The organism is Pseudomonas sp. LBUM1647 (assembly GCF_059716175.1).
Map to the genome: position 1 here is coordinate 2,390,329 of NZ_CP166809.1, position 12,051 is coordinate 2,402,379.

A 12,051-nucleotide genomic window follows, 5' to 3' on the forward strand; every position below is an offset into this window, starting at 1 on the left:
CTCTATCCTCACTGAGCCGCGACGGCGGGCGTGTTGAGCAACACGATCGCAGCGGTCACCAGCATGTTGACGAGGGTCAGCGGCAGGCAGAACTTCCAGCTGAAATCCATCACTTGGTCATACCGTGGGCGCGGAATCGAGGCGCGCAGCAGGATGAAGAACATGATGAAGAACGCGGTTTTCAGTGCGAACCAGATGAACGGGATCTGCGGCAGAATGCCGAACGGACCGTGCCAGCCCCCGAAGAACAACGTCACCAGCAGCGCCGAAATCAACACGATGCCGATGTACTCACCGACGAAGAACATGCCCCATTTCATGCCGGCGTATTCAATGTGGTAACCGTCGGCCAGTTCCTGCTCCGCTTCCGGCTGGTCGAACGGGTGACGGTGAGTCACGGCGACGCCGGCAATGAAGAACGTCAGGAAACCGAAGATCTGCGGGATGACGAACCACAGGTTCTGGGCTTGATATTCAACGATGTCGCGCATGTTGAACGAGCCAACCTGGATCACGATGCCCATCAGCGACAGGCCCATGAACACTTCGTACGACACGGTTTGCGCCGAGGCCCGCAAGCTGCCCAACAGGGCGAACTTGTTGTTACTCGACCAGCCGGCGAACAGCACCGCGTAGACCGACAGACCGGCCATGGCGAAGAAGAACAGGATGCCGATGTTGATGTCCGCCACACCCCAGGTCGGGGTGATCGGGATGATCGCGAAGGCAATCAGCAAGGCGCTCATGGCCACGACCGGCGCCAAGGTGAAGATCACTTTGTCGGCGAACGGCGGGGTCCAGTCTTCCTTGAAGAACATCTTGATCATGTCGGCCGCGATCTGGAACGCGCCGAACGGGCCGACGCGGTTCGGACCGTAACGGTCCTGCCAGAGGGCGAGCAAACGACGCTCGACCCAGCTCAACAGCGCGCCGCACACCACCACAGCGAGCAGAATCACGATGGCCTTGAGGATCGCGATGATCACGTCAATCACTTCAGGCGTGAACCAGGTCATTGAGCTGCCTCCTGCAGACCGTCAACGGATTTGCCAAAGATCGCCGGCGGAATGCCCGCAATACCGGCCGGCAATGCGACCAGGCCGGCACCCAGCTCTTCGTTGATGCGCAGCGGCAGACGCAAGGTCTGGCCAGCAACACTCAAACTCAGCAGAGCGCCGTCATTGACACCCAAACGGTCGGCTTCGGATTTGGCCAGCGACACGTAAGCGGCCGGGATGCGTTCCTGAACCGGTGCGGCTTTGGAAGAGTTCTCTTCGCTGCCGAACAGGTGGAAGAACGGCACAACCTGCCAGGTGCCCGGAGCCGGGTTGAACGCGCGAGGAACACTGGCGAACCAGTTCAGCGAGTCACCGGTGCTTTCGATCAGGCGAGTGCCCGGGTCGCCAGCGCGGATGTGACCACCGACTTCGTCCTGGAACTTGTTCCAGGCTTGCGGCGAGTTCCAGCCCGGCGACCAGGCGAATGGCACTTGCTGACGCGGTTCGACCGAGCCCGAGTAACCTTCCATGGAGAACGAGAACGCCGTGTCGTTGTCCTGGGAAGTACGCGGTTCGTGCACGCTGATGTCGGCGCGCATGGCGGTACGACCGGAGTAACGCAGCGGTTCGCGAGCCAGTTTCAGGCCTTTGATGCGGAACGCGGCGGACGGTGCGGCGCTGACGATGCCGGCCAGTTGCGGAGTGCTTGCAGCACAGGCAGCGGTGACGTGGTCCAGTTGGGTCCAGTCGATCGGCTGGTTCAACAGGGTGGCGCGCAGGGCATGCAGCCAGCGCCAGCCTTCGTGAACCATGATGCTTGCGTCGAGGTAAGTCGGGTCGAAGACCTGGAAGAAGCGCTGGGCGCGGCCTTCCTGGCTGACCAGCGTACCGTCGCCTTCAGCGAAGCTGGCCGCTGGCAGAACCAGGTGCGCGCGATCGCTGGTGGCGGTCTTCTGATGGTCTGCCACGATCACCACTTTCGCGGCGTTCAGGGCAGCATCGACCTTGGCTTTGTCGGTACGGGTGTACAGATCGTTTTCCAGCACGACGATGGCGTCGGCCTTGCCGTCGATCACCGCTTGCAGGGCTGCGTCGACCGATTCACCACCGAGCATGGCCAGGCCGAGGCTGTTGGCCTCTGGCACGATCAGGCTGATGGAACCGTTCTTCTCGCGCAGCTTCAGGGCTTTGGCGATGTTTGCCGCGGCTTCGATCAGCGCCTTGGAACCCAGCGAGGTACCGGCAATGATCAGCGGACGCTTGGCGGCGAGCAGGGCGTCGGCAATGCGCTTGGCCAGTTCCAGAGCTTCAGCGTCCAGGCCTTCAACGGCAGGCGCGCTGGCGTCGAGGGCGTGAGCCACGGCGAAACCGATGCGGGCCAGGTCGTCTGGCGCGGCGTGAACGCATTCTTCAGCGATGTCGTCGAGCTTGGTTTCAGCCAGGCTGGCAATGAACAGCGGGTTCAGAGCGTTCTGACCGATGTTCTTCACGGCGGCGTCGAGCCAAGGCTGAACGCGCATGGCGTCGGCCATGTCTTCGGCTTTGCCTTTGACCGATTGACGCAGGGACAGGGCCATGCGCGCAGCGGTCTGGGTCAGGTCTTCACCGAGGACGAAGATCGCATCGTGGTCTTCGATGTCGCGCATGTTCGGGATCGGCAGCGGGCTGTCTTTGAGCACCTGCATGACCAGACGAATGCGTTCCAGCTCGGCGGCTTCGATACCGGAGTAGAAGTGCTCGGCGCCGACCAGTTCGCGCAACGCGTAGTTGCTTTCGAGGCTGGCACGTGGCGAACCGATACCGACGATGTTGCGACCGCGCAGCAGGTCGGCCGCTTTATCCAGCGCTTCGTCGAGGGTCAGCTTGGCGCCGTTGGCCAGCAATGCCTGACGCGGGCGATCCTTGCGATTGACGTAGCCATAGCCGAAACGGCCACGGTCGCACAGGAAGTACTGGTTTACCGAACCGTTGAAACGGTTTTCGATACGACGCAGTTCACCGTAGCGTTCGCCCGGGGAGATGTTGCAACCGCTGGAGCAGCCATGGCAGATGCTCGGCGAGAACTGCATGTCCCACTTACGGTTGTAGCGCTCGGAGTGAGTCTTGTCGGTGAACACACCGGTCGGGCAGACCTCGGTGAGGTTGCCGGAGAACTCGCTTTCCAGGGTGCCGTCTTCAACGCGACCGAAGTACACGTTGTCGTGGGCGCCGAATACACCGAGGTCGGTGCCGCCAGCGTAGTCTTTATAGAAGCGCACGCAGCGGTAGCAAGCGATGCAGCGGTTCATTTCGTGGGAAATGAACGGGCCCAGTTGCTGGTTCTGGTGGGTACGCTTGGTGAAGCGATAACGGCGCTCGTTGTGGCCGGTCATCACCGTCATGTCTTGCAGGTGGCAGTGACCGCCTTCTTCACAGACCGGGCAGTCGTGAGGGTGGTTGGTCATCAGCCATTCAACGACGCTGGCGCGAAACACTTTCGCTTCTTCGTCGTCAATGGAGATCCAGCTGCCGTCGGTGGCGGGGGTCATGCAGGACATGACGATCCGACCACGCTTGTCGTTTTCGTCGGTGTACTGCTTGACCGCGCACTGGCGGCAAGCGCCAACGCTGCCTAGGGCTGGGTGCCAGCAGAAATAAGGGATATCGAGGCCTAGCGACAGACATGCCTGTAACAGGTTGTCTGCCCCATCGACTTCGAGCTCTTTGCCGTCTACGTGGATAGTGGCCATGGTTCAAAGTTCTTCGTTGGCCCGGTGTCAGCGGGCGTGGCTAATGGAATCTTGTTATTCGCGTGAATCAACACAGCCGTTCAAGGCGTCATCACACGAGAAGGCGAAGGGCACGGACCCTTCGCCTTTTTTAAGCGTTTACGCGCCGACTACGATCGGCCTTGCCAGAGGCGGGACGACGGCGCTGGTAGGCGCGATGCCGGCTTCGAACTCATGGCGGAAGTATTTGATTGCGCTGCCCAACGGCTCCACGGCGCCCGGTGCGTGAGCACAGAAGGTCTTGCCTGGGCCGAGGAAACCGACCAGACCCAGCAGGGTCTCGATATCGCCGGCTTGCCCTTCACCGTTCTCGATCGCACGCAGCAGCTTGACGCTCCACGGCAAACCGTCACGGCACGGGGTGCAGAAGCCGCAGGATTCGCGGGAGAAGAACTCTTCCATGTTGCGCAGCAGGGAAACCATGTTGACGCTGTCGTCCACCGCCATGGCCAGGCCGGTACCCATACGGGTGCCCACTTTGGCGATGCCGCCGGCGTACATTTGTGCGTCCAGGTGTTCCGGTAACAGGAAACCGGTACCGGCGCCGCCAGGCTGCCAGCACTTGAGCTTGTAACCGTCGCGCATGCCGCCGGCGTAGTCTTCGAACAACTCGCGACCGGTAACGCCGAACGGCAACTCCCACAGGCCCGGGTTCTTGACCTTGCCGGAGAAGCCCATGAGCTTGGTGCCCATGTCTTCACTGCCTTCGCGCGCCAACGATTTGTACCAGTCCACGCCGTCGGCAATGATCGCCGGCACGTTGCACAGGGTTTCAACGTTGTTCACGCAGGTCGGCTTGCCCCACACGCCAACGGCGGCAGGGAAGGGCGGCTTGGAGCGCGGGTTGGCGCGGCGACCTTCGAGGGAGTTGATCAGTGCGGTTTCTTCACCGCAGATGTAACGCCCGGCGCCGGTGTGGACGAACAGCTCGAAATCGAAGCCGCTGCCCAGAATGTTTTTACCCAGCAGGCCCGCTGCCTTGGCTTCTTCCACGGCACGGTTCAGGTGCTTGGCGGCGGTGGTGTATTCGCCACGCAGGAAGATGTAGCCACGGTAGGTTTTCAGCGCGCGAGCACTGATCAGCATGCCTTCGATCAGCAGATGGGGCAGTTGCTCCATCAGCATGCGGTCTTTCCAGGTGTTCGGCTCCATTTCATCCGCGTTGCACAGCAAGTAGCGGATGTTGATGGATTCGTCTTTAGGCATCAGGCCCCACTTAACACCCGTGGGGAAGCCTGCACCGCCGCGACCTTTAAGGCCGGCGTCTTTCACGGTCTGGACGATGTCGTCCTGAGCCATGTCGGCGAAGGCTTTGCGCGCAGCCGCGTAACCGTTCTTGGCCTGGTACTCGTCGAGCCAGACAGCTTCGCCGTCGTCACGCAGACGCCAGGTCAGCGGATGAGTCTCGGCCGACCGCTTGATGCGGTTGGCAGGACCGAAGGAAGTCAGGGTCATACGTAGCCCTCGAGCAATTTGGCGACGCCGGCAGGCTGCACATCACCGAAAGTGTCGTCGTCGATCATCAACGCCGGCGCCTTGTCGCAGTTGCCGAGGCAGCAGACCGGCAGCAGGGTGAAACGACCGTCGGCGGTGGTCTGACCCAGGCCGATGCCCAGATTGCTCTGGATTTCGCTGACCACGGATTCATGGCCGCCGATGTAGCAGACCATGCTGTCGCAGACGCGAATGATGTGACGGCCTACTGGCTGACGGAAGATCTGGCTATAGAACGTCGCCACGCCTTCAACGTCGCTGGCCGGGATGCCGAGAATTTCGCCGATGGCGTAGAGCGCGCCATCAGGTACCCAGCCACGTTCCTTCTGGACGATCTTCAGGGCTTCGATCGACGCCGCGCGCGGGTCTTCGTAGTGATGCAGCTCGTGCTCGATGGCCGAGCGCTCGGTTTCGCTCAGGGCGAAACGGTCTGTCTGGATAAGCGTGCTGTTCATGCTTAGCGGTCCACGTCGGCCATAACGAAATCGATACTACCCAGGTACGCGATCAAGTCCGCGACCATGCTGCCTTTGATCACCGAAGGGATCTGCTGCAGATGCGGGAAGCTTGGGGTGCGAATCCGGGTGCGGTAGCTCATGGTGCCGCCATCGCTCGTTAGGTAATAACTGTTGATGCCCTTGGTCGCTTCAATCATCTGGAAGGATTCGTTGGCCGGCATGACCGGGCCCCACGAAACTTGCAGGAAGTGCGTGATCAGGGTCTCGATGTGCTGCAGGGTGCGCTCTTTCGGCGGCGGCGTGGTCAGCGGGTGATCCGCCTTGTACGGGCCTTCCGGCATGTTGCGCATGCACTGCTCGATGATCTTCAGGCTCTGGCGCATTTCTTCGACACGCACGATGCAACGGTCGTAGGCATCGCCATTGGCCGCCAGCGGCACTTCGAATTCGAAGTTCTCGTAACCGGAGTACGGGCGAGCCTTACGCAGGTCGAAATCGCAACCCGTCGAACGCAGGCCGGAACCGGTGACACCCCATTCCAGGGCTTCTTTGGTGTTGTAGGCGGCGACGCCGATGGTCCGGCCACGCAGGATGCTGTTGTCCAGTGCGGCTTTCTGGTATTCGTCCAGACGCTTTGGCATCCACTCGATGAAGTCTTTCACCAGTTTTTCCCAGCCGCGCGGCAGGTCGTGAGCGACGCCACCGATGCGGTACCAGGCCGGGTGCAGACGGAAGCCGGTAATGGCTTCGATCACCGTGTACGCCTTCTGACGGTCGGTGAACGTGAAGAACACCGGGGTCATGGCGCCGACGTCCTGGATGTAAGTCCCCAGGAACAGCAGGTGGCTGGTGATCCGGAAGAACTCGGCCATCATGATGCGGATGGTGTCGACCTTGTCCGGAACCTTGATCCCGGCGAGTTTCTCGACCGCGAGCACGTACGGCAGGTTGTTCATCACGCCGCCGAGGTAGTCGATACGGTCGGTGTACGGAATGAAACTGTGCCAGGACTGACGCTCGGCCATCTTCTCGGCACCACGGTGGTGGTAACCGACGTCCGGCACGCAGTCGACGATCTCTTCACCGTCCAGCTGCAGAATGATGCGGAACGCACCGTGCGCGGAAGGGTGGTTAGGACCGAGGTTGAGGAACATGTAGTCCTCGTTCGCACCAGAACGCTTCATGCCCCAGTCTTCAGGCTTGAAGCGCGCGGCTTCTTCCTCAAGCTGTTGCTTGGCCAGGGTCAGGCTGAACGGGTCGAACTCGGTGGCGCGGGCCGGGAAGTCCTTGCGCAGCGGGTGACCTTCCCAGGTCGGCGGCATCATGATGCGGGTCAGGTGCGGGTGACCGGCAAAGTTGATGCCGTACATGTCCCACACTTCACGCTCGTACCAGTTGGCGTTCGGCCAGATGCCGGTCACGGTCGGCACGCTGAGGTCGCTCTCGGACAAGGCGACCTTGATCATTACGTCACTATTACGTTCGATCGACATCAAGTGATAGAACACAGTGAAGTCGGCGCCGCTTGGCAGCCCTTGACGCTTGGTGCGCAGACGCTCGTCCACGCCGTGCAGGTCATAGAGCATGACGTACGGCTTGGGCAGGTTGCGCAGGAAGGTCAGGACTTCGACGAGTTTGGCGCGGGCAACCCAAAGCACCGGCATGCCGGTGCGGGTAGGCTGGGCGGTGAACGCCTCGGGGCCAAAACGGTTGTTCAGTTCGACGACCACATCCTGGTCGTCTGCCTTATAAGGCGGGATGTACAGAGCACTGCCTGTAGTCATGGTTATTTATCGCTTTCGGTCAACGTAAAGAATGAAGCCAGTGTCTCGTTCTATTAAAGAAGCAGATCTGGATCAGACTTCGTCGGGGCTGCGCAGGTTGGTGACTGCGATTCGCTGTTCGCGGCGCTGTTCCTTTTGCGAAGGCATCTCGGCGCGGTACACGCCTTGATCGCCGACGACCCAGGAAAGCGGGCGACGCTCCTGTCCAATCGACTCTTGCAAGAGCATCAAGCCTTGCAGAAAAGCTTCAGGGCGGGGCGGGCAGCCAGGCACGTAGACGTCCACGGGCAGGAACTTGTCCACCCCTTGAACGACAGAGTAGATGTCGTACATGCCACCGGAGTTGGCGCACGAACCCATGGAGATAACCCACTTAGGTTCGAGCATTTGCTCGTAGAGACGCTGAATGATCGGCGCCATCTTGATGAAGCAGGTACCGGCGATAACCATGAAATCCGCCTGACGCGGCGATGCCCGGATAACCTCGGCGCCAAAGCGCGCGATGTCGTGGGGCGCCGTGAAGGCGGTGGTCATTTCCACGTAGCAGCACGAAAGACCGAAGTTGTACGGCCACAGGGAGTTCTTGCGCCCCCAGTTGATCGTGCCGTTAAGCACGTCTTCGAGCTTGCCCATGAAAATGTTTTTGTGAACTTGATCTTCTAACGGATCGGAAACGGTTTCCCGCTCGCCAATCGGATACTGCTCGTTAGGAGCATCGGGGTCGATCCTGGTGAGATTGTATTGCATTGCCAAAGCCTCATTGTTTCAGCTTCGCCTGCCGCTTGCGACGAGCTTCCGGAGCCCAGTCAAGGGCGCCCACTCGGAACAGGTAGACAAGACCTGCCAACAGAATTGCTATGAAAACGAGAGCTTCGACGAATCCGGTCCAGCCGCTTTCGCGGACGGACACAGACCAGGCAAAGAGAAAAAGGGCTTCGATATCGAAGATCACGAAGAGCATCGCGACCAGATAGAATTTGGCTGAGAGCCGCAAGCGGGCGCCACCTGTGGGTAGCATGCCGGACTCGAACGGTTCGTTTTTGCTGCGGCCCCAGGCTTTTGACCCGAGGAGGCTGGAGACGCCGAGCATGAAGGCGCAAAGGCCGACGACGCCCAGAAGGAAAATGGCAAAGCCCCAGTTGTGGGCCATGAGTCCTGTCGCTTCGGGCATGCTGGTAATCCTTAACAGAGAGCAAAGGTCTCTGAGCTTGAAAAGAAATAAAGCAGTGACGATATGTCGCAGCAATCAATCCCGCTGATTTTATGGCACAACACCGTGCAAGTAAAATTCCTATAGCGAAATTATTTATAGGAATAAGGACATAGCACACCTCCAAAGCCCCGCAGCCCATGCGGTTCGGGCATTAGCCGGGATTTCATCAATTATGTTTTGTAGGGAATGTAACGAACATAGTTGCGGCTAAATGATAATCAATATTGTTTGGATCGTTTTTTAAACTGTTTAACGGGTGGGTGGCCGGGAAGTTGTCTTATATGCGCGTTATTGCAAGTAGCGAGCGGGGTCGTTTTACCGTGTTTTCCTGATCAGGAAACTGCTCTGAATCAGGGTTTTTGCCCGGACAGCCGTCGTCCCGTAGGAGCTGTCGAGTGAAACGAGGCTGCGATCTTTTGATCTTGTTTTTGAAAAGCAAAATCAAAAAATCGCAGCCTCGTTTCACTCGACAGCTCCTACAGGGGTTTCTGGTGTTGGTGAAATCACAGGCAAAAAAAACGCCCCGAACCAGTCGGGGCGTCAGATGTGCGGCGTTGCGGTTAGCTTTCTATTCGGTCCGCAACGGCCGTTTGCTCAGGTGAAGCAGATCAGTGGAACTGTTCTTCTTCAGTCGAACCGGTCAGCGCGGTCACCGAAGACGAGCCACCTTGAATCACGGTGGTCATGTCGTCGAAGTAGCCGGTGCCCACTTCCTGCTGGTGAGCCACGAAGGTGTAACCCTTGGCAGCGTCAGCGAACTCTTGCTCTTGCAGCTTCACGTAGGCAGTCATGTCGTTACGGGCGTAGTCGTGCGCCAGGTTGAACATGCTGTGCCACATGTTGTGAATGCCGGCCAGGGTGATGAACTGGTGCTTGTAACCCATGGCGGACAGTTCGCGCTGGAACTTGGCGATGGTCGCGTCGTCCAGGTTTTTCTTCCAGTTGAAGGAAGGCGAGCAGTTGTACGACAGCAGTTGGTCCGGGTATTCCTTTTTGATCGCTTCGGCGAAGCGACGAGCCTCGTCCAGATCCGGCTTGGCGGTTTCGCACCAGATCAGGTCGGCGTACGGTGCGTAGGCCAGGCCGCGGGAGATCGCTTGGTCGAGACCAGCGCGCACTTTGTAGAAACCTTCCTGAGTACGTTCGCCAGTCACGAACTCTTTGTCATACGGGTCGCAATCGGAGGTCAGCAGGTCAGCCGCGTTAGCGTCGGTACGAGCCAGAATGATGGTCGGCGTGCCGGCAACGTCAGCCGCCAGACGAGCAGCGGTCAGCTTCTGTACAGCTTCCTGGGTAGGAACCAGTACCTTGCCGCCCATGTGGCCGCATTTTTTCACGGAAGCCAGTTGGTCTTCGAAGTGAACGCCAGCGGCGCCTGCTTCGATCATGCTTTTCATCAGCTCGTAAGCGTTCAGTACGCCGCCGAAACCGGCTTCGGCGTCAGCCACGATTGGAGCGAAGTAGTCGATGTAGCCTTCGTCGCCCGGGCCTTTGCCGGCTTTCCACTGGATCTGGTCAGCACGACGGAAGGAGTTGTTGATGCGCTTGACCACGGTTGGAACCGAATCCACCGGGTACAGCGACTGGTCCGGGTACATCGATTCGGCGGAGTTGTTGTCCGCCGCGACTTGCCAGCCCGACAGGTAGATCGCCTGGATACCGGCTTTAACTTGTTGTACAGCCTGGCCGCCGGTCAGGGCGCCCATGCAGTTGACGAAATCTTTCTCTGGACGGAAGGACGGCTTGGCGCCTTGGGTTACCAGGTTCCAAAGCTTCTCGGCGCCCAATTTTGCAAAGGTGTGCTCAGGTTGAACCGAGCCACGCAGGCGGACGACGTCAGCAGCGGAGTAAGCGCGTGTCACGCCTTTCCAGCGTGGGTTTTCAGCCCAATCTTTTTCGAGGGCTGCAATTTGCTGTTCGCGTGTCAGTGCCATGGAGATAAACCTCGTCGCATAGGTCTGGGTGGAAAATTCCTGCTCCTGCCAAATACGCATTAGAAGCGTAAAAGGCTGCTCGCTGACCAGAAGCTTAGGTGGTCAAGTCGGATTCGGCGGGGATGGCGACGGGATGAACGATGGGCTCGAGGGGAAGTGAGCAGGTAAGGGCGAACTGGCGAGCGCATTCGGGCGTCGTGGGCCTTGGTACGAACTTCAGTGTGGAGCCGGGTTACCTAATACGCTTCCGTCCCTCGGGACAACTTCGTTCCAGTCGGCAACCTCGTCAAACACACCTTGTGGGCGGTACAGACACGAAGCGGCTCGCGGGGTAGGTGCGAACGGCGCCTCGAAGGCCCTTGCCAGGGCCCCTGATTAGCGGGAGCGAGGCCATCATGCCTTTGCTTTTTTGTATCGTCAAACGTTTTGTAGTGCTTTTTTTTAGGCACTACATCTTTGGTCTAATACGACTAATCAGTCAGTTTTCGGTGGTTTAGTCCAAAGTATCGACTTTCACCCGCAGGGTCATGTCATCGCGACCCTGAGTCGAGTAGCTGCGGGTCTGGCCCTGTTTGTCGGCCTGAGTCTGGCGGTTTACGCCGGCCAGGGTGATCCATTCACCCAGTCGTCCCGTGACAGTTGTGTCGGTACTTTGCACATTCACTACATCGGGACGTTCCTGGCTCATGCGGTCACGATTGGTACTGATCGCCAAGTGAACGATGTCTCCGGTGACGCTGGCGGTGACGTAGAAACCCTGGGTGACGTTGCGGTATTCGGTCTGGCTTCGCAGATCGCCGTAGGAATCGGTCTGAGTGCTGGTGAGCGGAACGCTTTGGCCGACCTGAATCAGTGCCGGTGCGCCTTCACTGGCCTGAATCTGCTGGATGCCGCCATCGCGGCTGTCGGTGCTGCGATTGATGATGCGGGTCTGGCTCGGCTTGGCGCCGTTGACCGAGTAACCCTGGTCGCCCTGGAAGTTGTTTTCGTTGGTGTCGACGGTGATCAGCAGGCGCTTGGGTTGGGTGTCGAGTTGCGTAATCAGGGCTTTAAGTTCGTCGATCTTGCGCTGATCGGCATTAACAATCAGTTGGTTGCCGTAGGCGCTGACCTGGCCATCCTTACCGATGAAATCCTGGGCCATCGGCAGCATGTCGGCACTGGTGCGGTAGTTCAAGGGCACGATCTCGGTGGCGGCCATGACCGAAAAACTGCAGGCCAGCAGCAGCGTGGTGAGCAGGGTGCGTAGGGACATATCCGTTATCTCCGACATCTTGAAGTGTTGATATTGCCAGTTTGTCGGCCCGGCGTGGGGCAAGTTGAATCGTAGACAGCAAAACGCCCCGGCATCCGAAGATGGCGGGGCGTTTTGTGGTGTTCTTTCAGGCTTTTGTGGCGAGGG

The 12,051-nt window shown here is 59.3% G+C and carries 9 protein-coding genes; all 9 read right to left on the reverse strand.

Annotated features, from left to right (window positions below; genetic code table 11):
* Positions 1 to 8: 8 nt before the first annotated feature.
* Positions 9 to 1,016 carry an NADH-quinone oxidoreductase subunit NuoH gene (nuoH, locus tag ACA059_RS10870; RefSeq protein WP_497633775.1) on the reverse strand — a complete coding sequence of 336 codons (1,008 nt, stop codon included), beginning with the start codon at positions 1,014 to 1,016 and terminating at the stop codon, positions 9 to 11.
* Positions 1,013 to 3,727, reverse strand: coding sequence for an NADH-quinone oxidoreductase subunit NuoG (gene nuoG, locus ACA059_RS10875; RefSeq protein ID WP_282480700.1), 2,715 nt, complete (start codon positions 3,725 to 3,727; stop codon positions 1,013 to 1,015). Before nuoG ends, nuoH begins: the two co-directional genes overlap by 4 nt.
* A 138-nt stretch (positions 3,728 to 3,865) precedes the next feature.
* The gene (nuoF, locus tag ACA059_RS10880; RefSeq protein ID WP_017339604.1) at positions 3,866 to 5,221 is read right to left on the reverse strand and encodes an NADH-quinone oxidoreductase subunit NuoF; all 1,356 of its coding nucleotides are present in this window, start codon (positions 5,219 to 5,221) and stop codon (positions 3,866 to 3,868) included.
* Positions 5,218 to 5,715, reverse strand: a complete 498-nt coding sequence (gene nuoE, locus ACA059_RS10885; RefSeq protein ID WP_008146039.1) for an NADH-quinone oxidoreductase subunit NuoE — start codon at positions 5,713 to 5,715, stop codon at positions 5,218 to 5,220. Before nuoE ends, nuoF begins: the two co-directional genes overlap by 4 nt.
* A gap of 2 nt (positions 5,716 to 5,717) precedes the next feature.
* On the reverse strand, positions 5,718 to 7,502 hold the full coding sequence (gene nuoC / locus ACA059_RS10890; RefSeq protein ID WP_497633776.1) for an NADH-quinone oxidoreductase subunit C/D: 1,785 nt from the start codon (positions 7,500 to 7,502) through the stop codon (positions 5,718 to 5,720).
* A 72-nt stretch (positions 7,503 to 7,574) separates the two neighbouring features.
* Positions 7,575 to 8,249 (reverse strand): NuoB/complex I 20 kDa subunit family protein, encoded by a 675-nt coding sequence (locus ACA059_RS10895; RefSeq protein ID WP_008146035.1) that lies wholly within the window; start codon positions 8,247 to 8,249, stop codon positions 7,575 to 7,577.
* A 10-nt stretch (positions 8,250 to 8,259) separates the two neighbouring features.
* Positions 8,260 to 8,673 (reverse strand): NADH-quinone oxidoreductase subunit A, encoded by a 414-nt coding sequence (locus ACA059_RS10900; protein ID WP_003223812.1) that lies wholly within the window; start codon positions 8,671 to 8,673, stop codon positions 8,260 to 8,262.
* A gap of 650 nt (positions 8,674 to 9,323) precedes the next feature.
* Entirely contained in the window at positions 9,324 to 10,649 is a 1,326-nt protein-coding gene (gene aceA / locus ACA059_RS10905) for an isocitrate lyase (protein ID WP_282377694.1), read from the reverse strand.
* Between the two features lie 493 nt (positions 10,650 to 11,142).
* Positions 11,143 to 11,904: a secretin N-terminal domain-containing protein gene (locus tag ACA059_RS10910; protein WP_497633777.1), complete on the reverse strand. Its 762-nt coding sequence runs from the start codon at positions 11,902 to 11,904 to the stop codon at positions 11,143 to 11,145.
* Positions 11,905 to 12,051: the final 147 nt, after the last annotated feature.